At 42.2% G+C, this 22,170-nt stretch carries 23 protein-coding genes and 1 riboswitch; of the genes, 1 reads left to right on the top strand and 22 read right to left on the bottom strand.

Annotated features, from left to right (window positions below):
* Positions 1 to 32: 32 nt before the first annotated feature.
* The 14 genes from R4Z09_RS02140 to R4Z09_RS02075 all read right to left on the bottom strand — a co-directional run bounded on the left by R4Z09_RS02140 (position 33) and on the right by R4Z09_RS02075 (position 12,367).
* Positions 33 to 758, bottom strand: a complete 726-nt coding sequence (locus R4Z09_RS02140; protein ID WP_338450778.1) for an ATP-binding protein — start codon at positions 756 to 758, stop codon at positions 33 to 35.
* Positions 755 to 1,237, bottom strand: coding sequence for an ECF transporter S component (locus R4Z09_RS02135; RefSeq protein WP_338450777.1), 483 nt, complete (start codon positions 1,235 to 1,237; stop codon positions 755 to 757). The genes R4Z09_RS02140 and R4Z09_RS02135 overlap by 4 nt, the downstream gene beginning before the upstream one ends.
* The gene (locus R4Z09_RS02130) at positions 1,218 to 1,820 is read right to left on the bottom strand and encodes a cob(I)yrinic acid a,c-diamide adenosyltransferase (RefSeq protein WP_338450776.1); all 603 of its coding nucleotides are present in this window, start codon (positions 1,818 to 1,820) and stop codon (positions 1,218 to 1,220) included. Before R4Z09_RS02130 ends, R4Z09_RS02135 begins: the two co-directional genes overlap by 20 nt.
* Positions 1,821 to 1,839: 19 nt before the next feature.
* Positions 1,840 to 2,277: a bifunctional adenosylcobinamide kinase/adenosylcobinamide-phosphate guanylyltransferase gene (locus R4Z09_RS02125; protein WP_338450775.1), complete on the bottom strand. Its 438-nt coding sequence runs from the start codon at positions 2,275 to 2,277 to the stop codon at positions 1,840 to 1,842.
* Entirely contained in the window at positions 2,229 to 2,855 is a 627-nt protein-coding gene (locus R4Z09_RS02120; RefSeq protein ID WP_338450774.1) for a histidine phosphatase family protein, read from the bottom strand. The genes R4Z09_RS02125 and R4Z09_RS02120 overlap by 49 nt, the downstream gene beginning before the upstream one ends.
* Positions 2,813 to 3,604 (bottom strand): adenosylcobinamide-GDP ribazoletransferase, encoded by a 792-nt coding sequence (gene cobS / locus R4Z09_RS02115; RefSeq protein ID WP_338450773.1) that lies wholly within the window; start codon positions 3,602 to 3,604, stop codon positions 2,813 to 2,815. The genes R4Z09_RS02120 and cobS overlap by 43 nt, the downstream gene beginning before the upstream one ends.
* The gene (locus tag R4Z09_RS02110; protein ID WP_338450772.1) at positions 3,591 to 5,108 is read right to left on the bottom strand and encodes a cobyric acid synthase; all 1,518 of its coding nucleotides are present in this window, start codon (positions 5,106 to 5,108) and stop codon (positions 3,591 to 3,593) included. The genes cobS and R4Z09_RS02110 overlap by 14 nt, the downstream gene beginning before the upstream one ends.
* Complete coding sequence (locus R4Z09_RS02105) at positions 5,105 to 5,686, bottom strand: bifunctional adenosylcobinamide kinase/adenosylcobinamide-phosphate guanylyltransferase (RefSeq protein WP_338450771.1); 582 nt, start codon at positions 5,684 to 5,686, stop codon at positions 5,105 to 5,107. The genes R4Z09_RS02110 and R4Z09_RS02105 overlap by 4 nt, the downstream gene beginning before the upstream one ends.
* Positions 5,665 to 6,738 (bottom strand): threonine-phosphate decarboxylase CobD, encoded by a 1,074-nt coding sequence (gene cobD, locus R4Z09_RS02100; RefSeq protein WP_338453181.1) that lies wholly within the window; start codon positions 6,736 to 6,738, stop codon positions 5,665 to 5,667. Before cobD ends, R4Z09_RS02105 begins: the two co-directional genes overlap by 22 nt.
* Entirely contained in the window at positions 6,716 to 7,681 is a 966-nt protein-coding gene (gene cbiB / locus R4Z09_RS02095) for an adenosylcobinamide-phosphate synthase CbiB (protein WP_338450770.1), read from the bottom strand. The genes cobD and cbiB overlap by 23 nt, the downstream gene beginning before the upstream one ends.
* Positions 7,675 to 9,150 carry an adenosylcobinamide amidohydrolase gene (locus R4Z09_RS02090; protein WP_338450769.1) on the bottom strand — a complete coding sequence of 492 codons (1,476 nt, stop codon included), beginning with the start codon at positions 9,148 to 9,150 and terminating at the stop codon, positions 7,675 to 7,677. Before R4Z09_RS02090 ends, cbiB begins: the two co-directional genes overlap by 7 nt.
* Before the next feature lie 2 nt (positions 9,151 to 9,152).
* A complete protein-coding gene (locus R4Z09_RS02085; RefSeq protein WP_338450768.1) occupies positions 9,153 to 10,211 on the bottom strand; it encodes an iron ABC transporter permease in 1,059 nt (352 codons plus the stop codon).
* Positions 10,177 to 11,166, bottom strand: coding sequence for an ABC transporter substrate-binding protein (locus R4Z09_RS02080; RefSeq protein WP_338450767.1), 990 nt, complete (start codon positions 11,164 to 11,166; stop codon positions 10,177 to 10,179). Before R4Z09_RS02080 ends, R4Z09_RS02085 begins: the two co-directional genes overlap by 35 nt.
* Positions 11,167 to 11,322: 156 nt before the next feature.
* Positions 11,323 to 11,503: riboswitch (cobalamin riboswitch) on the bottom strand.
* Between the two features lie 93 nt (positions 11,504 to 11,596).
* Positions 11,597 to 12,367 (bottom strand): hypothetical protein, encoded by a 771-nt coding sequence (locus R4Z09_RS02075; protein ID WP_338450766.1) that lies wholly within the window; start codon positions 12,365 to 12,367, stop codon positions 11,597 to 11,599.
* A 504-nt stretch (positions 12,368 to 12,871) separates the two neighbouring features.
* Between R4Z09_RS02075 and mgtE the strand changes: the two genes are divergently transcribed.
* A complete protein-coding gene (gene mgtE, locus R4Z09_RS02070) occupies positions 12,872 to 14,230 on the top strand; it encodes a magnesium transporter (RefSeq protein ID WP_338450765.1) in 1,359 nt (452 codons plus the stop codon).
* A 70-nt stretch (positions 14,231 to 14,300) separates the two neighbouring features.
* Here the strand turns inward: mgtE and R4Z09_RS02065 are convergent, their stop codons facing one another.
* The 8 genes from R4Z09_RS02065 to R4Z09_RS02030 form a co-directional block, all read right to left on the bottom strand.
* Positions 14,301 to 14,837: a cob(I)yrinic acid a,c-diamide adenosyltransferase gene (locus R4Z09_RS02065; RefSeq protein WP_338450764.1), complete on the bottom strand. Its 537-nt coding sequence runs from the start codon at positions 14,835 to 14,837 to the stop codon at positions 14,301 to 14,303.
* A gap of 17 nt (positions 14,838 to 14,854) precedes the next feature.
* Positions 14,855 to 15,631 carry a uroporphyrinogen-III C-methyltransferase gene (gene cobA / locus R4Z09_RS02060; RefSeq protein ID WP_338450763.1) on the bottom strand — a complete coding sequence of 259 codons (777 nt, stop codon included), beginning with the start codon at positions 15,629 to 15,631 and terminating at the stop codon, positions 14,855 to 14,857.
* Complete coding sequence (locus R4Z09_RS02055) at positions 15,631 to 17,031, bottom strand: cobyrinate a,c-diamide synthase (protein ID WP_338450762.1); 1,401 nt, start codon at positions 17,029 to 17,031, stop codon at positions 15,631 to 15,633. The genes cobA and R4Z09_RS02055 overlap by 1 nt, the downstream gene beginning before the upstream one ends.
* Before the next feature lie 234 nt (positions 17,032 to 17,265).
* On the bottom strand, positions 17,266 to 18,390 hold the full coding sequence (locus tag R4Z09_RS02050) for a cobalt-precorrin 5A hydrolase (protein WP_338450761.1): 1,125 nt from the start codon (positions 18,388 to 18,390) through the stop codon (positions 17,266 to 17,268).
* Positions 18,380 to 19,162: a precorrin-4 C(11)-methyltransferase gene (gene cobM / locus R4Z09_RS02045; RefSeq protein ID WP_338450760.1), complete on the bottom strand. Its 783-nt coding sequence runs from the start codon at positions 19,160 to 19,162 to the stop codon at positions 18,380 to 18,382. Before cobM ends, R4Z09_RS02050 begins: the two co-directional genes overlap by 11 nt.
* On the bottom strand, positions 19,159 to 19,866 hold the full coding sequence (gene cobI, locus R4Z09_RS02040; protein ID WP_338450759.1) for a precorrin-2 C(20)-methyltransferase: 708 nt from the start codon (positions 19,864 to 19,866) through the stop codon (positions 19,159 to 19,161). Before cobI ends, cobM begins: the two co-directional genes overlap by 4 nt.
* The gene (gene cbiE, locus R4Z09_RS02035) at positions 19,859 to 21,073 is read right to left on the bottom strand and encodes a precorrin-6y C5,15-methyltransferase (decarboxylating) subunit CbiE (RefSeq protein WP_338453180.1); all 1,215 of its coding nucleotides are present in this window, start codon (positions 21,071 to 21,073) and stop codon (positions 19,859 to 19,861) included. Before cbiE ends, cobI begins: the two co-directional genes overlap by 8 nt.
* Positions 21,057 to 22,169 carry a cobalt-precorrin-5B (C(1))-methyltransferase gene (locus R4Z09_RS02030; RefSeq protein ID WP_338450758.1) on the bottom strand — a complete coding sequence of 371 codons (1,113 nt, stop codon included), beginning with the start codon at positions 22,167 to 22,169 and terminating at the stop codon, positions 21,057 to 21,059. The genes cbiE and R4Z09_RS02030 overlap by 17 nt, the downstream gene beginning before the upstream one ends.
* Position 22,170 lies beyond the last annotated feature (1 nt).

Below are 22,170 nucleotides of genomic sequence, written 5' to 3'. Positions count from 1 at the left end.
AAGCGCGCTATTCAACCTTTGTCCTTCATCACTTATTTTACCTCGATCTCCAGCGAATGATAAAGCCCCGCTGCCATTTCCTTCACAACAGGCTCCAATAAAGCTGGAAAAGCGGCTAAAATACAGGTTGAAGGTCCGGAGGTTTTTAACAAATCCACATCACAACTGATGGATTCCAAAGCCAGCGCTTCATCACCTGTCATCACCTTCAATTCATGAAAAATCCCCTTTGATCCGACAGGTAAAAGGACTACACCATTCAATAGACTCATATCCTTGAACAAGGAAAGCGGCAATACTTCATCACGCCGATCTAGCACCTCTTCCCCCACCAACGGTGACCCGATGACAGCAAGCTTCATCGCTCCAATTGAAACGTCCTTTTCCATATACTCCTGATTTCTTTTTCCCATTACAATCGTACCGAGCGCCGATTGCAGCAGTTGAAAATTACTTTCCGTACTCCCCGAAATTTGGACAGCAGACTTCATCCCAAGTTCATCCAGACCGCGCTCCACCCCAGCTATAATTGCCTGCCATGATTTCTCTTCGCAAAAATTATGGATAAAAACAGAAAAGGGTTCGCCACCTGCAGCGATACATTCCATGGCAGCCACTCTCAGGCTGAAATAGGAGACAATCTCATAGGGTGCCTGCACTAAGTCACTTTCCTTTAGTCCAATTCCGCCGCTGTTATCAGATGCAATTACGAGTGACTCTCTCTCATTCACTGGAACAACCGTAATATCACGTTTCATTTAACCGTTTCCTTATATAAAAATACACTTACCAAGCGGGGTGCCAAGAGAAGAGCTAATACAGTATTGAGTACAGCACCAATCAATAAGGACGGAATCATTCCAATATAAAAGCCTGAGCCCATAATAAATAAAAACGGCAGCGGCGAAACAAATGCATTTCCAATGACAAATAGAATGCTAGCTATAGTTCTTTTTCCCTTTCCATAAATGAACGTAAACAACCAAACGAGCAGGGCCATTTCGACAGCAATTAAGAAATGAAACGGTCCTAACGGCATCCCGCCGATTAATGCAGAAACAAGATGGCCAAAAAGAGCAACAAGCGCCCCTGGCAAACTACCTAATATAACACCCGCTGTTAAGGCGGGTACCATATCCAATGCAACACTAGAAACGATCGCTGGAATTTTAATAGAAGCACCAATTACCGACAAGGCAATGAATAAACTGATCAGACTAATCTTCTTTATGTTCATTTTCTGATGCCTCTTTTCTTTTACCGCCGCGAAATACTGGTGCACTGCGGACATATTCTACATCCTTCACGTTAAGACGAGCATTCACTACCCGTGCGACAGCAAAGAAGTAGTCAGATAGTCGGTTCAGAAATTGTAATTGTCGATGGAATGCATCATCCTCTTTTAGAAGACTAACAACCAATCGTTCTGCTCTTCTTGTTACTGTTCGTGCGATATGAAGTGTAGCAGCAGCAGGAGCCCCACCTGGTAAAATAAAACGTTCAAGCTCAGGTGCTTCTGAAATTAATTCATCCATTCTTTCTTCTAAATAGGTAATAGACTCAGCGGTTAATTTCGGTTCGCGTTTTTTTGTGATATTCGCCAAATCTCCACCGCAGTCAAAAAGCTCGTGCTGAATCTTTTCTAAATCGTCGAGGATATCACTAAAAATTTCAGGATCAAGTTGTGTTACCGCCTGACCGACAAAGCAGTTCACTTCATCAACTGTTCCATAAGCTTCAACTCTTACATCATCCTTATCCACTCTGCCTCCGATAATACTCGTTTGTCCCTTATCACCTGTTCTTGTATATAATCTCATAGCCCATCTTCCCTTCCATCTATTTTAGTCTTTGATTGATTCCATACCAGATTAGTTCAACCCGTCTAGATGCAGCTGCCGTATCTTGAAAGACCCTTCCGGTTACATCCCGCCAAACACGTTCCTCTAATGTTGCCGGCACAATTCCTTTTGTTATATCTGATCCAATTAGGATAACCTTTCTTCCTTGCTTCTCCTTTTCCCACAACTGCCATTGCTGCAAGAGTTCCTGCCATTTTTCCCTGACTGCTGTTTCATCGTAAATATTGAGCAATTCCTTGACCCATTGCTCAATCCCTTCTAATACAATCATGTCCTGACTAAAAGAGTCTAAGCTGTTTGGTAAATCGTCATGACAGTAGGCGGTAAACCAACGGCTGTTTTCTTCATTTATTTGATTATATGCCTTTACCCATTTCGACTTTCCGTTAAAGACACCGCCCGTAACAAAGTGCAACGTTCTCCCCCCCTGAAATCTTCGTCACTTGACCATACAAGCTCAAATCCATTTCCATGGGGAACTTTCCACTCCCAAAAATCGCGCTTCTCATAAAGCTTTGATAATAAATAACGAATTACACCCCCATGTGTCACAATGACAATCCGATGTGTATTGTTTTTCTCCATCATCGTTAAAACGCCTTGCCATCCCTTTTCAATCCTGTCCGAAAAAACAGAATAGCTTTCACCATTTGGGGGTATCTTTTCGTATTGATTATTAAGCCATTCCTTGTAATTAGGATCATCTGACAATTCAGCGTATGTTTTTCCTTCCCAATCACCGAAATGAAGCTCACGAAATTCTGAAAATGAAATCGGTGTTTGCTCAGGAAACAAAATATTTGCCGTTTGCAAACAACGCTTTAAATCACTCGTTACAATTTGCTCATATGGGGAAGGCTTTGGAAGCTTTCCCGTCAATGCTTCTCTTACATCCTCACAAACAGGAGAGTCCGTCCAGCCAATATAGGCCTGTCGTTTATTTTCCTCAGTTAAACCGTGACGAAATAATGCCACAACCACAGCGTCATCCATAAAACCATTTCCACTCCTTCCACCGATGCCCCTAATACATCACCTGTTATACCACCAAACCATTTGACTGCTTTTTTTGCTGCAACCAGTATAAACACAGTTGCAGCCAGCAACAGCAGGAAGGCACCGCCAATCACTTCAGGCCAAAACGCTACTAACCCGCCAAACAAAATAATGACATAAAAAGGATAATTCCAGAGAGTATATTTGGAGGCTGCGTTTTTGAACAGCGTGCCAAGCCCCTCCTCTTTTGCTGCCTTTACATTTATTAACAGAATGCCCATTACACATTTACCTAAAAAAGGGATCAAGGCAATAAGTGCATAGGTCCCATCATTGAGCCTTACTGCAATCTCATAAATAAATAAAAACTTAGCACTCAAAAGGACCAGAACCGAAAGAACACCAAATGCTCCAACCCTTGAGTCTTTCATGATTTCCAGCCTTCTTTTCTGATCACGATAGGAAAAATAAGCATCACTTGCATCGATCCAGCCATCTAGATGAAGGCCTCCCGTTAGGATAATCATCGAAAGCCAAACAAAAAATGCACAAGCAATTGGGGATAAAGGCGTCCAAGTGGAAATCGCAAACATAACAAATGCATAGAAAATACCCTGTAATAGACCTAAGATGGGAAAGGTCTTGATTGCCTTTTCGATATGAACTCGGTCCATTGGTACTTCATATGGAATCGGAATACTTGTAAAAAATTGAATAGCCATAATCAAACCTTTAATCGTTTTCATGTTCACAATCCCATTCTAAGAGGATCCTTTTGATTTGCTCCATATCAATATATTTCTTCATGTCTTCCGCCAGCCGTTCATAGCGCTCCTCTTTTAAACTCCCGACATCAACCCTCGGCCTTTGCGGTATATTAAGATTATCGCGGATACGATTAAGCCAGATATTACGCCAGCCATCATTATGAAAAAGATGATGCAGGTAAGTTCCAATTATACGGCCGCCATTCCCATAATAGCCTTCCTCCCGCTCAGCGTCGAAAAGGAACAAGGGACGTTTTTCTGTATCAGCAATGACCGTATCACCTAAGTGAATCTCATAGCCTTCGAGTGGTTCCTCTCCAATTCCTGTTTGCGGGTGATAGGTCCCCGCCGCACGGATGGTCTTCTTTTCTTTTTGAAAATAGGTCACTGCATCGATAAGACCCAAGCCATCCTCTTTAAATCCTGCTTCACCCGTATCAGTACCCTCGACATCAATCAGTGTCTTCCCGAGTATCTGATATCCCCCGCAGATTCCTGTAACAAAGCCACCTTCTTTAGCAAAGCTGACAATCTTATCAGCAAGCCCTGCTTGACGTAAACTCTGTAAATCACGAATGGTACTTTTAGTCCCGGGAATGATAACTGCATCTGGTTTCCCAAATTCTGAAGCATCCCGGACAAAGCGCAAAGCAACATCTTCTTCATGTAAAAATGGTTCAATGTCACTTATGTTTGACGCATACGGCAGTTGAATAACAGCAATCTCTAACTCTCCTGCCTTTTTTAGACTGCGGAATTCGTTAATCGATAAGGAATCCTCCCGATCAATCATGTGATTATTTATGTAAGGAAGAACACCTAAGACGGGAATTCCTGTCCTTTCCTCAAGAAACGTAACACCATCATGAAATAAACTAAAATCCCCGCGGAATTTATTAATGAGGATTCCCTTCACCCTTTGACGTTCTTCAGGAGAGAACAATTCAAGTGTCCCAACAATGCTGGCAAATACGCCGCCGCGGTCAATATCTGCCGCGAGAAATACAGGTAAATCAGCCATTGCAGCTACCTTCATGTTTACAAGCTCACGGTCCTTTAAGTTCATTTCCACCGGGCTGCCTGCGCCTTCAAGGATCAGAAAATCATATTCTTTCGAAAGCTCATGAAGGGACCGTTGAATCACTTCCACTCCCTTTTCATAAAAGGTTTCACGGTAGCCTTTTCCAGACAAGGTTTTAAGCGCCTTTCCAAGCAGTACAACCTCTGAAGACCGGTCAGAGCGCGGCTTTAACAGGATTGGATTCATCCAAACGGAAGCTTCTGTTTTAGCGGCTTCAGCCTGGATTCCTTGAGCACGGCCGATTTCTAAGCCATCTGCCGTTACATATGAATTATTAGACATATTCTGTGATTTAAATGGAGCTACCTTTACCCCTTCATTCGCAAACATTCTGCATAGTGCGGTCACGATTAAACTTTTCCCCACATCAGAACCCGTGCCTTGAATCATGAAGCCCTTCATTGGACCACACCTTTCATATCAACAGGAATACCTGCTTCGACTAGAAAAGCCTTTGAGGACGAAGCGACAATCCGTTGATGTAATTTTCCAAGCAAGCGGCTGTATTGAAAAACAAGCTCGTTTCCAGCAATTGGTTCATGAAGCACCTCATTACTTACGATCACAAGCACCCGAACTTCTTGAGCAATTCGTAGAATCCCATGCCACATTTCTTCCAATAATTCCTCTACAAAGCTCTCCTCTTGCCACTTTTTTTCTTCAAAAAACAACTCATTATTGAGCCATGTTGTTAAACAATCGAGCAGCACGACATCATGATGATGAAAGGATGGGGCCAATTCTTCAATTGAAACCGGCTTTTCCCATGTCATCCAATCTAGCCCGCTCTGCTGGCGCCCTGCTTGATGCTTAAGGATACGTTTCTTCATTTCAGTATCTGAAGGCTGCATGGCTGCAATATAATGGAGCTTCCCGGCACCGGAACGTTTCCACATATCGGCTGCCAGATGCTCAGCAAAGCTGCTTTTCCCGCTCCGCACTCCGCCGGTTATAAAGATTATGGATTCAGCTTTCGCCATGCCTTCATCACCTCCATGAGCCTGACATTTTCAACAGATGTTCTGATCGCAAATCGCAGCCAGCGGCCTTCCAAACCAGGAAAGTTAAAGGTATGTCTTGGCACGATTCCTTGCTTCAGTAAAAACTCGAAGAGCGGGTACTGATCATGGGACTCTTTATCCCTCAGCAAATAAAAATTAATGGCCGAATTGGAAACTTCAAAATTGTTTTCTTTATAGAATTGATACAATGCTTCTCGTTCAGAATGAATAAATTGAATCGTCCTGCTGATATGACGCTCATCCTCTATACACCATTCTCCCGCCTTTATAGCCACACTATTGACACTCCAATGTGGCTGGCAGTCCGTCAGCTTTTCAATCAAACCCCCGTCTGCTATCAAATAGCCTAAGCGTAATCCTGGTATGGCAAATATTTTTGTCATTGAACGCATGAGGATTAATTGAGGAAACTCCTTCAAGTAAGGAATGAGTGATTCATACTCCGCTACAAAATCATAAAATGCCTCGTCTACAATCAGGAGACAGTTTTCCCTTTTACACGCTTCTAGAAGAGGCAACATGATACGTGTTTTATAATACATACCTGTTGGATTATTGGGATTACAAAGGAAAACAGCATCCTTACCTGAAAGTTTCTCGATTACATCATCTAGATGAATATCCCAGCCATCTGATAGCTGATAATAAGAAACATCACAGTTGTTGATTCTGCATGCTTTTTCGTATTCAGAGAAGGCGGGCTCAATAATCATCACCTTTTTTCCTGCTATCAGCCGGCCAATCAGGCTGATGATTTCAGCACCGCCATTTCCGATGAGGATCTGACTCTCTTGAATCCCTTCCCGCTTAGCGATTTTCTCTTTTAATGAAGCGGTATGAGGATCAGGATAGGTTCCAATCCCATAAAACAAGTCGCCCCAACGCTCTTGTAACACTGCAGGCGGACCTAGCGGATTGATATTGGCGCTGAAATCAAGAAAGGATTCCGGCAGGGACAGACCTGCAGCTTCGTATAGATAATGAGGGTTAGAACCATGTGACGGCCACATCAACGACCACACCTCCAATCCATAAAATAATTAAAAATAATAGAACCGTCTGCGAAAGAATTCGATTCATTTTACAAATATCTTTACTTTCTAATGGGAAAAGTGCGTCCCCCATTAAAGCGCGATTCGATATGATTCCTTTGTATGTATTGATTCCGCCAAGCTGAACACCTAAGAGAGCTGCAGCTGCTGCTTCACACCAGCCGCTGTTAGGACTAGGGTGTTTTTTGGCATCACGAAACAGAATTCGCCAAGCCGTCATCCGTTCTGATGTAAGCGGCCGATTTGCAAGCAGCATACTGAAGCCGGTTAACCGGCTTGGAATCCAATTCGCTACATCATCCATTCTCGCAGATGCCCAGCCAAACTCTTGATACTTATCATTTTTATAGCCAACCATTGAATCACAGGTGTTAATAGCACGGTATAAAAGAGCAAATGGTGCACCGCCGAGCAAGGCCCAAAACATGGGTGCCGTTACCCCGTCACTCGTGTTCTCTGCGACTGTTTCTACCGTTCCACGGACAATTTCCGGTTCATGCAAATGCTCGGTATCCCTGCCGACAATATAGGAAAGCTTGAGACGCGCTTCCTTTAAATCTTCCTTTTGAAGCGGATGATAAACCTCCATAGCCGCATCCTTCAAGCTTTTTTGCGCAATGGTAGTGGAAATCAAAATTCCTTCAACGATTATCCCAACGATCGGATGTATAGAATAGGCAGCAAGACAAATGAATAAAGAAGGTACAAACGCAGTCAGCATGACAATGAGAAGCATCCCGACTCCTTTCCATTTCTGCCCCCGGCCATGATTCAGCCGCTTATCAAAAAAAGCTATCAGCCTGCCAAACCATTTAACAGGATGAGGCCATGCAGGGGGGTCTCCAACTACCCTGTCAATGACTACGGCTAACGTAATGGACAGTGCATGTTCGATCAACATCGCTTGGCCCTTCTTTCCAGGCTCTTCCTAATCGCTTCTTCTGTACAATCATATACGCCCTTGCCGATCAGCTTTCCAAGCGGTGTAATACTGCCAGCATATTCGAGAACCGTTCCATTTTGCGTTGCAGCAATTAAAATACTGTCAGTAGACGTTCCTGTTGCCATCGTTTCTGAAACGGCATCTTGAATGTTTAGATCATGCATGACTTTAACCTTCGCTTCTGTCGCCGTTACAACCGACTGGATAAATGCCTCATCTGTTAATTCCCCGTTAATAAACAGCCATGTATTTATCGTGCCTGGAGTTAAACAGTAGCTGTGCTCATGACTTTTTGATACGTCAACAGCATTGCCAACACCTGCTGTTACCAGCACCAATAGAGAAAATTGCTGTTCTTCATATAGACGATACACCACATCTTCTGTATGAACAGCCGTCATCATTCCAACCGTTTCAGAGGGTTCAAAGCCATTAGCCTTTAAGTAATCACGCATTTCTTCCCGATGATTCTCGCAATTGTAATTCTTATCAACATGCCTGTTTACAAAAGTATGGTGCCAGCCCATACCGGAACCCGTCACACCTGAGGACATGGTACGCAAAGAGAATGGGGCTTTTAATACAATAAATTCTTCATTTATTGCCATATCTTTTTCTGTTATTTTTACATTGTTTCGAACCTGATGGTAGGATTCTGGCAGAAGAACCATTTGTGGTGCAGGAACTTTCGGATGAGGATGCCTTCTTATCTCTGTATGGTAAACCTCTTCAATCGTATCTTGTTTTAATACTTCATTCGGTGTTTCACAGCGGTTTACTTTGCCGTTTTCCATTAAGAGAAGACGGTCACAATATAATCCGGCTAGGTTTAGATCATGAAAAATTGATACAACCGTTAATTCTTTTTCCCTAGTCCATTTTTTCAACAGATCCAATAGTTCCTTCTGATAGGACAAATCCAAATGGTTTGTCGGTTCATCTAAAAGGAGAATCTGCGGCTCTTGTGCAAGTGCCTGAGCAAGAAAAACCCGCTGCCGCTCGCCACCGGACAACAGCTGAATTGGCTGCTCCTTTAGTGCGGAAACGCCTGTCCGGCTCATCACCTCTTCAACAATCTTTTCATCTTCCTGAGCCCATTCATTAAAAAAGCCTGTTTGATGTGCATATCTTCCAAGCGAAACCGTCTCTTTTACGGTATAGGAAAAGGCCTCAGATGTGTGCTGTGAAAGAACAGCAATCACCTTTGCAAGCTGTTTTGTTGAATACTTTTTTAATGGCTGCCCTTTAACCAGTATGCTTCCTTGCTTGTAGGGTAAAATACCGCTAATCATCTTGAGCAAGGTGGTTTTTCCGCTGCCATTCGGTCCAAGAATCCCAAAAAGCTCACCTTTTCGTACTTGAAAAGATATATCTTCCAGCACTAAATCCTTGTCATAGCCGCCATATAACTGTTCAATCTCAAGCATCCTCACCCTCTCCTTTCCTTCCTTTTACGACCAGATAGAATAATTGCAAACACCGGGGCACCAATTAAAGAGGTAATCACACCAATAGGAAGTTCTGTTGGTGAAATAATCGTTCTCGCCACAAGATCGGCCAGAATCAAAAAACAGCTTCCTGTTAAAATCGACAATGGTAATAAATGCTTATGGTCTGATCCCCATAATAATCTAGTTAAATGCGGGATGACCAATCCAACAAAGCCAATCGTCCCTGAAACGGCAACGGCAGCACCTGTTAAAATAGAACCTGCAATTAAAACGATCAGCTTCCGTCTTTGCACATTGACTCCTAAATGCTGGGCACGTTCCTCCCCAAATGACATTGCATTTAATTCATTTGCATTGATTAACAGAAGAAATGAGCCAATGATAAAGAAAGGAATCATAATTTTAATATAATCCCAGCCTCTCATCGATACACTGCCTAGCAGCCAGCCGATAATTTGCCGAAGCTCTTCGCCGGTTAAGGCAATCATGAGGGAAATAAAGGCACTTAAAAAAGAACTAAAAATAACTCCTGTTAAAATAATTGTTTCTACCTTCATCGAACGGTCGATTCTTTGCGCAAATAACAGGACAACAAGAATAGTAAGAAAGGCACATGCGATACTTAAAAAAGGTAAGGTGAACTTACCTATAACTGGGATGGATAGATTTAAAAAGATGGTTAAAACGGCCCCTACTGAAGCACCGGAAGAAACCCCTAGTGTATACGGATCGGCAAGCGGATTGCGCAACAATCCTTGAAAAGCTGCCCCTGCAATCGCAAGGGACGCTCCTACTAAGCCTGCAAGGATTACCCTTGGAAACCGAATATTAAGAACAATATTGTAATACATCGGATCAACCTGCTCCATTGGAAGTCCGAACAGACCTGAACCGATAATTCTCACGATATCGAAAATAGGTACAGAAACTGTACCTATTGAAATAGCTAAAAGCATTGCTGTAATTAATAAAACTACAGAAAGCAAATATGCAATTATTTTATTATTTGAAAACGTCTGGGTAAACTGCTTTTGCAACTTCCTCTACTCCTTCAACTAGGCGAGGCCCGGAACGTGTAACGATATCGGAATTAACATCGACTACTCGTTTATTTTTTACTGCATTAACATCCTGCCATCCTTCACGGCTCAATACTTGTTCAGCAGCATTTTCTACATAGAATCCATAAGTTGTAATAATCACATCCGGGTTAGCGGCAATGATTGCTTCCTGGTCAATTTTTGGCCATTCTTCTTCAGTGACTACATTTTCAGCGTTAATGATAGTAAGCATTTCATCCATAAATGTATTCTTTCCTGCAGCGTATATTTCAGGTGCACCTGAAATTTCGATATAAACCTTTTTCTTATCTTCTTTAATAGATGCAGCCTTTTCTTTAATAGCTGCTACTCTTGATTTCATATCAGCAACAATCTCATCCGCGTTTTTCTGAGTACCTGTTGCTTGTCCAATCATTCCAATCGCATCATATACAGCATTGAAGCTTGTTGCATCATTGACTACAAGCACAGTAATGCCGGCATCACGAAGCTGCTGCAGGCCATCAGCAGAGCTTCCCATTGAAGATCCACCATGCGCCAGAACAAGATCCGGTTTTAACGAAATAATTTTTTCAACATTAAAGTCTTGACCGCCAATTTTCTCTTTTTTCAATGCTTCTTCAGGATAGTTATCATAATCATTGACACCAACAATTTCATCTCCAAGTCCTAACGCAAAAGCAATTTCTGTATTACTTGGAATAAGCGAAACAATTCTTTCCGGTTTTGCCTCAATTACAACATCCTGATCTGCTGCATCTTTTATCGTAACTGGAAAGGCATTTGTTTCCTTTTTCTCGCCTGAATCTGTTTGCTCCGTCTTTTTGTCTTGTTCATTTTGTGCTTTATTTTCCTCATTTGCTCCACCGCAGCCTGCTAATACCGCAAGGCACAACAGCAGGGCAAGTAATAGTGTGTAAACTTTTTTCAATTTACATACTCCCCCTTTTTGTTTATCTTGTTAGTCTTACATATATAGTTTAAAATAACACAACAAAAAAGCATCTCCAAGTTGAGGAGATGCTGGATTGACTATATTTACTTTAAAGCTAGCCGATTCCATCCACCCCCTATCCTCGTAGGTTTTTTGGTGTGCTAGAAACAGGCTGGTCTCCTGGCTCATGATCATCGTTACCTGCTCCTTCCCATACAAAGTACAGTGGATATGCAGGTCACTCCCATTTACAGTGGCGGGACCGCGTTGGATTTTTCACCAACTTCCCAATTAAGTCTTGTTATAAAAAAACACCTATTCCTGAATATATGTAATTTTTCAACAGAGATAGTATATCATTATAAGATTACTATGAATAGTATTTTTTACCTTTCTTCTTTCGGGTAGTTTCATGAAGTGACAGTGTCTAATTTGAACGCATTTTCCACTCGCGTGTTTTCTTATCAAAAATTAGCTTCGCATCACATGGCCTTTTGCTATTTTTTTCGTATTCTTCGTACATATCATCCATATTAGAAAAATCACCAATTACCCACATTGGCAGTTCAATACGAAAGCGATTTTGCATAACTGCTTTAATAGACAAAACCACACCTTCACTCATAAACTTTTTTAATGATAATAATAAATGCTGGTCAACGGATGGATAGGTCTTTTTCTTTTTCAGTCCTAACAGGTTTTTCTCCGGCTTAATCGTTTCCAGCTTCATCGGAATCAATTGGCTGAGCAGATAATAAAAATGATTCAAATCTCGGTAATAGGTTTTATTAAACCAGCCATCATCATGCGCTAAATAAGCAAAGGAATTACCTAAATAACTATAGAAAGGCGGCCTTAACGGTTCTTTAACATGGCCAAGATAAAGCAGCTCCGCCAATACCTGCCCGGGAATCTCATCTAACCCTTCCATTTCTTCAAAGTCAATCCAGCAAAAATCCCCGTATCCGTAAACGTCCTCGTCAATGAGCTTCATTACTCTTTTCTTTGGAACATAATCGAGCATTGTATGCATATTAAAATCTCCATCATCAAACCGATGCTTGAGAAGGAGTAAATGATTAATGGACTCGTGTAAAGACAGCAGGAACTCTCGAAATTCAATTCCATACGAAAGCACATACTGATTCTTTTCATTTAAATGGATGTAAACCACATCCCGTATATCATTCCTCTTCAACGATGAAACCCCCGAATACGTATTAAATGATCCTTACTGTCAGACTTTTTCAAATTTCAGTATCTAGTTACTATCATAACAGATAATAGGAAGATTACCTTAATGAAAAGCTCGTTCATTTTACGCAGTTTATTTTAAGAAGCCATTAGTTGGCTTCATCCTTATGAAAATATACATCCTTATACTGGTTTGGGCAATGGAAAAATGCGATGTTTTCAATTGGATAAAATAATAATATATCTCTATTTTTATCGGATGCACGAATCAGCATACACCCATAAAGAGGACTTTAAAACAAAATGTTCCTAGGTTTCCTGCAAAGGCCTATTCGCCCTTTTCCGTAGACATGCATAACATATAGTAATAACTAACATTTCCATATAGGAAAAACCGTAAAGATTCAATGTTTACGAAAGTTTCATTTTAAATCATATAACTTTTTCATTATAATAAGTCATGCATACGAAAGAGAGAACTTTTCCGGTAGGAAGGAGAGTGAGAAGTATGATTAAGAACATGACTAAAGACCAAATCACACTTCATATTATTAAAGCGTTAAAAGAAAATAAACAAAAAGAGTTGGATGCGGTTCTTGATGAATTGCAGCCCTATGATATAGCGCAAATCTATGCCGATCTGCCGGAAAAGCATCGAACCCGTTTTTTATTACATTTAAAAATTGATTTACTTGCCGATCTAATACAGGAATTAGACCGAGATGAACAATTTGAAATTCTGAATAAGCTTGGGATTGAGAGAAAAAGCAAGGTTCTCGACGAAATGGATAATGATGACCTCGCTTCACTATTGGATGAATTATCTCCTGAAAAAATGGCCTCGCTGCTTGCCGGTATGAAAATAGAGGAATCTAAGATTGTTCAGAACATCATGAATTATCCTCCTGAAACAGCCGGGCGTTTAATGACGAACCGATTTGTTTGGATTCGCGATTATTATACTGTCAGGGATGCAGTCGATAAGTTAAAAACCTTTGCAGAATTTGCTGAAACGATCAACTATTTATATGTAGTAGATAACCACCGTAAGCTTGTTGGCGTTGTATCCTACCGAGACCTGCTAATTGCTGATGCAAACGAAAGAATCAGCGGTATTATGTATGAACGGGTCATTGCTGTTTCGGATACAATGGACCAAGAGGAAGTGGCCCGGATGATTGAGCGCTATGACTTTCTCGCTATTCCGGTCGTTAACGAAGATAATGTCTTAATGGGGATCGTCACCGTCGATGACATTATCGACGTTGTGATTAAAGAGGCAAATGAGGATATTGAAAAACTTTCCGCTTCAGGTAAAGCGATTGATTTCGATACAAAGGCGCTTGTCGCTGCTTACCGCCGGCTGCCATGGCTTGTCTTACTATTGTTTATTGGTCTTATTTCAGGAAGCATCATCAGCGGTTATGAAAATACACTAAAGCAGGTTGTAGCCCTGACTTACTTTATGCCGATGATTTCAGGGATGACCGGAAATACAGGGACACAGTCACTTGCTGTCGTCGTTCGCGGTCTGGCTGTGAATGACCTTGATAAAAATTCGATTTTCAAATTAATTATGCGGGAATGCGGTGTCGGCATCATAATTGGTGTTACCTGCGGGCTATTAATCTCCATTATTGCGTATGTTTGGCTGGGCAATCCGATGCTTGGTGTTGTTGTTGGCTCTTCCCTCCTATTAACACTCATTATTGGTACATTGGCTGGAACCATTATCCCAATTTTTCTTTACCGGATAAAAATTGACCCCGCTGTCGCGTCCGGCCCGCTTATCACAACCTTAAATGACATTTTCTCATTAATTATTTACTTCGGCATTGCCACTGCTTTTATGCATTATTTACTGTAAAACATGGTGTAGGCACTGCAAAAAAGACAAATGGAGGCCATTTGTCTTTTTTGCAGTACCTGACACTTTTTTAAAATTCCAAACCTTTTACTGCTGGAATGCCTCTTTCATAGTAGTGCTTTGTTGCTTCAACAGTAGAAACAAGATCGGCCAACTCTACTAGTTCCTTTGCCGCATTTCTCCCTGTTACAACAAGATGCATTTGTGAAGGTCGATTGTGAATAGCCTCTATCACTTCATGCAGAGGCAATACATCATCAATGGGAAACTTCGAAATAGCTAAGGCATTGTTCAGCTCGTCCAGTACAAGTAAATCGATAGTGGGGTCATTCAACGCCTCTTTAGCTATTGCCCATGCCTGCTTGAGTGCAGCTCGGTGTTCATCAGGAGTTTTGGTCCAGGTAAATCCAATACCCAGCTGCTCCATCTCTACTCCTAATTTTTTCAAAGCTAACGCTTCCCCATATGTTCGCTCTTTTGACTTAATAAATTGTAAGTATTTTACCTTCATGCCTCTGCCGACAGCTCTGAGCGTAACACCAAGTGAAGCAGTTGTTTTTCCTTTACCCTCACCAGTGTAGATGAGAAATAATCCTTTGCGGTCCATTTAGTCCACCTCTTCTATTAACCAGTTACACTTTCAGCCTCAGCTATTGTTTCATACCACATAATCTTCTCACGCAATTGAACCACTTCTCCTACAAGCACCATAGCAGGGTTTTGAACTTTTTCTGCCTTCACTTTATCTTGAATGGTTTCAAGATTGCCGGTAATGGTTCTTTGTTTTTCCGTTGTGCCCCATTCAATAACGGCCACCGGTGTCTTCGCATATCGACCATGAGCAATCAACTGTTTACATATATAGTCCAGATTACTTACACCCATGTAAAAAGCAAGTGTATCAATTCCTTGGGCGAGCGCAGGCCAATTTAAATAATCCTTTCCCTTAAGTCCGCTGCCATGCCCTGTTACAATCGCAAAACTGGAGGCATGGTCGCGATGTGTCACAGGTATACCTGCATAGGCGGGCGCAGCAATACCTGCTGTAACGCCGGGAACAATTTCATATTCAACCCTATGTTCACGAAGAACCTCGGCTTCCTCCCCGACACGGCCGAACACACAAGGGTCCCCGCCTTTTAACCGAGTAACCATTTTTCCTTCTAAAGCTTTGTCCACTAAAAGGGAATGGATTTCTTCTTGAATAAGATGGTGCTTCCCCGGTGATTTTCCACAATAGATTAACTCTGCTTCAGGCTTTGCATATTCTAACAGTTTCGGATTGACAAGCCTATCATAGGCAATAACATCCGCTTTTTGAATACATTCCAGTCCATATACTGTTAACAGCTTTGGATCACCTGGTCCAGCACCGACTAAATAGACTTTTCCTGGTTTCATCAGCAGTCCCCCTTTGAAAGAATCCCCACTGCTTCTTGTTTATATTGGATACATGCATGTATCCAACGCTGGGCAAGCTTTGGGTCGGATGCAAAATGAAAATGTGTGTACCCTGAGACAAGGCTCCCGTGCAAATAGCCTTCCTGCTTTGTACCAAATCTCCCTTTTGTTTTATACGCATATGGCAGGGCTTTTTCCCCTTCAAACGTTGAATAGTGAAATTCATGTCCTTTAGCCTGTTGACCCTCGCCAAGCAGGAAGTTATCTTTCCTTCCAGTTATTTCTCGGTAGCCTAATGCGGCAAGCTTTTTTTGCATTTTCACTTTTCCCGGAATCAAACCAACCATTGGATATTCAGCACCTGATGTCAGAACCATGGACTCTGTTAAATACATAAAACCGCCACACTCAGCTAATGTTGGGACGCCATCCGAAACAGCCTTAAAGATAGAAGCCTTTGCAGCTTCATTTCTCGTTAGCTCGGCTGCAAATTCCTCTGGAAAGCCTCCACCAAGATATAAGCCGTTTGCCTCAGCAGGAACCTCTTCGTTGTTTAAAGGAGAAAAATAAACAAGCTTTGCTCCATTTGCTTCAAGAAGCTCAAGATTTTCCTGATAGTAAAAATTAAACGCTGCATCCTTGGCAACAGCAATCGTAACCCCCTGATCCTCACACTGCTCAAATAATCCAGTAGATTCATTTGTGATTTCCGGTGCCTTAGCTAACTCATACAGAAGGTCTATGTCAATCGTTTCAGAGATCAGATTGGCTAACTTATTAAAAAAAGGATTTAACTCGCCTCTTTCAATTGCCGGAATTAATCCTAAATGACGGCTGGGAATATCGATCCCCTGCTCACGTTTTAAATACCCTATTACAGGTACATTACATTCCTGCTCGATAGCGGCCTTCACAATTTCAAAATGTCCCACACTGCCAACCTGGTTTGCAATCACCCCGACAATATTCGGACCACTGGTCAATGTTTGAAATCCCTTTACAATTGCCGCAGCACTGCGCGCCATACTTGCACAATTTACAATCAGCAGGACCGGGCTTTCTGTAATCATGCTGATTTCTGCTGTGGAACCGATATTCTCTAATGGACTTTTTCCATCATAAAAGCCCATTACTCCTTCAATGATGCTAATATCAGCCCCTTTGCTTGCATGGGCAATGATATCGCGCACAATAGAGTGATCAAACATCCAGCTGTCCAAATTTCTCGATGTTCTTCCGGTTACAGCAGTATGATAAGAAGGATCTATATAGTCAGGACCACATTTAAAGCCTTGGACCGTATAACCTTTTTTCTGCAGTGCCGCCATAATTCCGATCGTAATCGTCGTTTTACCGACTCCGCTTCCAGTCCCAGCAATAACTAATCTTCTTTTGCTCATAAATCTTCCCCCCATCAAATTCGCCCGTCGAATTTGCGTCCGGATTTTTATCGAGCTCGCTCGATAAATTACCTTTAAAAAATCCGAGACATCCGCCGGAGGCTTAACTTCATTCAGTAGTGGTTGAACCCTACTGAATCGAAGAGTAATTTGCATTCATCCCTTAACTTTAAAAGTGGAGGACTTCTGTACCTGCCGCAAGCTTTCGGTACAAAAAACATTTGCTGAATGAAATTAAAAAGGAATGACACCAACCGATATTGTCACATTACCTGACTTTTTCTTGACGAGTTCAAGATGATCAGCACCTGAATAGATGCGAACAGCAGGTTCACTGACTCCATATGCGCCCGTAAACTTATATACCGTTTCAGACGGTGCCTCAATGAAGGACTCGTTCAACTCTTCCGGTGAAAAACAAACAAATTCCCAGCCGTTTTTCTCCACTACTTCAAGTAGACCGGCTTCATCCTTTTTCAAATCAATTGTACAGAGTGCCTTTACACTTTTAATAGAAATGTTCAGATCAATAAGTGTATTCTGAATCACACTCTCAATTTCTTCAGCACTTGTTCCACGGTTACAGCCCATCCCAATGACGACGGACTTAGGACGAAAAACAATTCCGTTTTCTAAAAGGACTTCTTCTTCTTGAGAAAGCAAGCGGTGTGTCACAATTAAAGCAGCATTCGGCTTAGCTTCAATCGCCTCTCTAATAGAAGGGTAAAGTATAATATTCTTTGGAATTGGCGTATCATACAGCCACCAGTCAGGCTCACCCGATTCTTGAACAATCGCTACATGCTCTTCATTTACAACAGATGCACTGACAGGGGTTAACTTTTCAGGGGAATCCCATACCCAGCCATAGTGGGAGCCGAATAAATCAACTGGAATGGTTTTCTGTACATCCGAGGCAGTTGTAATAATCGGTCTTGCCTCAAGTGCTGCCGCGACTTGGCGGGTTAGTTCATTCGCACCACCTAAATGACCCGAAAGTACACTTATAACATTTTCACCGCGGTCATCAATCACAACAACACCTGGATCTGTTTTTTTATCTTTTAAAATCGGGGCGATCATCCGTACAACAGCACCAAGAGAAATAATCATAATAATGCCTTTATATTGTTGAAAAAGGGTTGGCAGCAGCATCCGAACACTGCCTGAGAAAAGCTGGATCCCTTTAACATCTTCATCGCCTTTTTCAAACTTGCTCATATAATACAAATCTGTTTGGGAAAAGATTTTATGTAAGCGCCGGGATAACTCAACACCATGCTTCGTAATTGCCACAAGAGCATAGGGATTATTTTGAGTTATAGGTGCAAATTCTCCCTCTTTTAATTCAATGATCATGGTTCACACCTTTTCGATATCCATGCGTAAAGCTGGCATCATACAATTTTGAGCGGTATTCATCTTTTTCATGTATATTGGGATCTAACGCCCAGCCAGCCAAAATCATGGCATGCTTACGGATACCGTTTATTCTCATATCCTCATCAAGATTTGCCAATGTTGTACGAACAATTTTTTGATCCGGCCATGATGCCCGCTGAATGACAGCTACCGGTGTTTCATCCTTCCAGCCAGCAGCCTGTAGTTCTTTAACGATTTTCTTTGTTAAAGTTGCACTTAAAAATAAGGCAATTGTACAATGATGGCTCGCTAGATCACGTAATTTTTCAAATTCAGGCACCGGCGTTCTGCCTTCTGCTCTTGTTAAAATAAGCGTCTGTGTTAAATCTGGGATCGTCAGCTCAGCACCAATGGCAGCAGCAGAAGCAAATACTGAACTGACGCCTGGGATGACTTCACAGCCAATGCCCTCTTTCTTTAACTGAGCCATTTGTTCCATAATGGCGCCATACATGGAAGGATCGCCTGTATGAATCCGTGCCACCATTTTTCCTTGGCTTACCCGGTCAACCATCACTTCAACAATTTCTTCTAGATTCATCCCGGCTGTTTTCAGTACCTCTGCTTCAGGCTTTGCCTTTGCAATCAATTCCTCATTCACTAATGAGTCCGTAAATAAAATAACATCAGCCTGCTGCAGAATGTTCAATCCTTTGACCGTAATCAAATCCGGATCACCCGGCCCTGCTCCGACAATATAAATCCTCACTTTCTCACCACCATTAATGTTAAATATTCAAGCTCAACACCCTCTAACTCACTGACCTTCCAAATCACTTCTTCCTCTGATGTCACCTTCGTCACAACTGATGCTTTATCTAAAAGATCTAAATCTCTTAAAACCGTAAGCATCAAATCTATTACTTTCGCAACCTTAATAAACACAACAGCATCATGTTCTTCGATTGCTTTTTTCATTGCGTCATAATCGTCACGGGCCGGGACAATGGCGACTTGTTCGTCACCATCTGCCAGGGCAATCCCAAGCCTTGAGGCAGAACCGTTAAAGGAGGAGATACCCGGGACAGACTTGATTTCAACCTCCGGATGCAATTCCTTCATTAAATTCATCATATGAATGAAAGTACTATATAAAAGGGGGTCCCCTTCTGTTACAAACGCAACATCTTTCCCTTCCCTTAATTTCTGCCATACTTCATCGACCATTAGGTTCCATTCCCGATCAAGGATGGTTTGATCCTTTGTCATTGGAAAAACAAGTCCCAGCATTTCCTTTTCTTCAGGGCGAATATATACCTCGACTATTCGATGTGCATAGCTTTTACTTCCCTTTCGTTTTCTCGGATAAGCAATGACAGGGGACTCTTGGATGACACGGAACGCTTTCACTGTAATTAACTCTGGATCTCCCGGTCCAACACCAAGACCATATAATGTACCAAGCTTACTCATTCACTTCTTCCTTTCTTTCGGCTGTAATGATATAGATGGGGTTTAGCGGGACAAAGCGATTCATCCCCAAAATCGGTTTGCTTCGTGAGATTTGAGCATGCATAATGGAAGTTTGATATCCTGCCTGCGCAAAAGCCTCATTTGCACGATATAAATTTTCAATCGTAGCCGCATTCAGAACTATTCGCCCTCCCTTTTTTAGACGCCTACAGCATATTTGAATTAAATCAGCCATTTCTCCGCCTGTTCCGCCTATAAAAATGGCGTCTGGGTCTGGGAAATTCTCTAAGCCATCAGGGGCTTTCCCATGTATGGATGTTATATCTGTACGGAACTTTCGTTGATTTTGAAAGCAGTTCTCTAAATCAGGCTCATTTTTTTCAATCGCAAAAACCTGGCCTTCCGGAGCCAGTCGTGCTGCTTCTATTGCCATTGAGCCTGTGCAAGTACCAATATCCCAAACCGTGCTGTCTTTCCGAAGCTTCAATGCATGAAGACTTAATACTCTGATTTCCCTTTTTGTAATCAATCCTTTATCGGGTTTACGCTGGGAAAATTCTTCATCCTCGATCCCAAGCGGCCAGCTTGGTCCCTCAGCAGTTTTTTTCAAAATCACCACATTTAATGGAGAAAACTCATGCTGAAGCATTTCCTCCAGTTCATACCAACCAACCTTCTCATTTTCTCCCTGCAGATTTTCAGCTACAAATGCCCGATATTCTGTCATTCCGAAAGAAAGAAGATAGTCAGCGATTCGATTCGGGCTGTTCTCCTTATCAGTGAGTAAGGCCACTTTGCTTTTACCGTCAATCCTCTGAGCCAGCCCTTTCATACTCCGACCGTGTACACTAACAACAAGAGCATCCTGCCAGCCCTCACCCATTTTCGCAAAAGCAAGCTGAATCGAGCTTACGTACGGATATACTTCAATATCCACTTTTTTAGAAAGGTAGTTACCAATTCCAAAGAAGAGCGGGTCACCAGAAGCCAGTACAACAGTTGAACGTGTCTCCTTTTGCAGAAGCTCTACGATTGTCTTTAATCCGCCTTTTATCGCTAACTTTTCTCCTTTATAATCAGGAAAGTAGGATAATACTCTCTCACCGCCAACAAGCACTTCACTTTCTTCAATCCACTCCAAGTACTGTGGCAGTATGCTTTCTTTTCCGCTATCCCCAATGCCGATTAATTTAATCGATTGTGTCAATTCCAACAGCCCTTCCTAGTAATTGTCCTTTTAACGTATAGATAGTTGTGTCGATCTCGATTCCGCCTTTGATATGTTTTAATGACTGGTAACAGCAGGCTTCAGAAAGCTTATTGAAAAACACATGGTGATTAGCCTCTGCCATCAATTCACCAACCTGTGATGCCGTGTTAGCCATAGCAACCTCTCTAAACAGCTCCTCATTGGCACCTGACAGTCTGGCAATTTCAGCTAGAAAACCAAAGTCAACCGACGAACCCTTAGAATGGACCATCATGGCCCCTTGGGCAAGCTTTGAAAATTTGCCCATCATTCCGACAAGAGAAACCTTTTGAATGCCCTGTTTTTTGCATTGTTTTAAGGAAAAACCTACAAAGTCACCCATCTCAATAAATGCTTCCTCTGGTAATTCGGGAAACTGCTGCATGGCAAATTTTTCACTCCGTCCACCTGTCGTAAGGACGAGGTGCTCACAGCCACACGCTTTCGCGACACTAACTGCTTCTGCAATGCTCGCCATGTAAGCTGAACTGGAAAAAGGAACGACAATTCCTCTTGTTCCTAAAATTGAAATCCCGCCGACTATTCCGAGACGTCCATTTAATGTTTTTTTCGCAATCTCTTCCCCATCGGGTACGGAAATAACAACCTTGACACCCCTATTAATCTTGAATTCTTGTAATGTCTCTTGAACTACAGTCAAGAGCATTTTCCTAGGAACCGGGTTAATCGCCGCTTCACCGACAGGAACAGGAAGACCAGGCTTTGTCACCCGGCCGACACCAATTCCCCCGTCTAAGATAATGCCTGGTGAATCTATCCAGCTGACCGTAGATACTATTCGTGCCTTATGTGTCGCATCTGGGTCATCACCCGCATCCTTTATCGTCTCAGCACTAACAGCGAGTTCACCTATCTCACACTTTTCCATTGTAAAAGTGGCGTCACGCCCAACAGGTAAGTGAATGGTCGCTTCCTCTTGTGATTCACCCGTTATTAAGGCAATTAAGGCAGCCTTTGTTGCAGCAGTAGAGCAGGCGCCTGTTGTATAGCCTTGACGCATTTGAGATGGGTCTTTTTTTTCCTTCTTTTCCATG

Origin of the sequence: Niallia oryzisoli, assembly GCF_036670025.1 — a bacterium.
GTDB lineage: Bacteria > Bacillota > Bacilli > Bacillales > Cytobacillaceae > Bacillus_BD > Bacillus_BD oryzisoli.
This window is presented reverse-complemented; position numbering and strand designations above follow the sequence as displayed.

Coding starts and splice junctions, on each gene's coding strand:
- cobD (WP_338453181.1), bottom strand. CDS start 6,738: ATGTGGCCGTCACATGGTTCTAACCCTCATTATCTATACGAAGCTGCA.
- R4Z09_RS02140 (WP_338450778.1), bottom strand. CDS start 758: ATGAAACGTGATATTACGGTTGTTCCAGTGAATGAGAGAGAGTCACTC.
- R4Z09_RS02105 (WP_338450771.1), bottom strand. CDS start 5,686: ATGGCGAAAGCTGAATCCATAATCTTTATAACCGGCGGAGTGCGGAGC.
- cbiB (WP_338450770.1), bottom strand. CDS start 7,681: ATGTTGATCGAACATGCACTGTCCATTACGTTAGCCGTAGTCATTGAC.
- R4Z09_RS02135 (WP_338450777.1), bottom strand. CDS start 1,237: ATGAACATAAAGAAGATTAGTCTGATCAGTTTATTCATTGCCTTGTCG.
- cobA (WP_338450763.1), bottom strand. CDS start 15,631: ATGAAACCAGGAAAAGTCTATTTAGTCGGTGCTGGACCAGGTGATCCA.
- R4Z09_RS02030 (WP_338450758.1), bottom strand. CDS start 22,169: ATGGAAAAGAAGGAAAAAAAAGACCCATCTCAAATGCGTCAAGGCTAT.
- R4Z09_RS02050 (WP_338450761.1), bottom strand. CDS start 18,390: ATGATCATTGAATTAAAAGAGGGAGAATTTGCACCTATAACTCAAAAT.
- R4Z09_RS02120 (WP_338450774.1), bottom strand. CDS start 2,855: ATGGATGACGCTGTGGTTGTGGCATTATTTCGTCACGGTTTAACTGAG.
- cobS (WP_338450773.1), bottom strand. CDS start 3,604: ATGAAAACGATTAAAGGTTTGATTATGGCTATTCAATTTTTTACAAGT.
- R4Z09_RS02110 (WP_338450772.1), bottom strand. CDS start 5,108: ATGAAGGGCTTCATGATTCAAGGCACGGGTTCTGATGTGGGGAAAAGT.
- R4Z09_RS02090 (WP_338450769.1), bottom strand. CDS start 9,150: ATGCTTGAGATTGAACAGTTATATGGCGGCTATGACAAGGATTTAGTG.
- R4Z09_RS02065 (WP_338450764.1), bottom strand. CDS start 14,837: ATGGACCGCAAAGGATTATTTCTCATCTACACTGGTGAGGGTAAAGGA.
- mgtE (WP_338450765.1), top strand. CDS start 12,872: ATGATTAAGAACATGACTAAAGACCAAATCACACTTCATATTATTAAA.
- R4Z09_RS02130 (WP_338450776.1), bottom strand. CDS start 1,820: ATGAGATTATATACAAGAACAGGTGATAAGGGACAAACGAGTATTATC.
- R4Z09_RS02055 (WP_338450762.1), bottom strand. CDS start 17,031: ATGAGCAAAAGAAGATTAGTTATTGCTGGGACTGGAAGCGGAGTCGGT.
- cobI (WP_338450759.1), bottom strand. CDS start 19,866: ATGAGTAAGCTTGGTACATTATATGGTCTTGGTGTTGGACCGGGAGAT.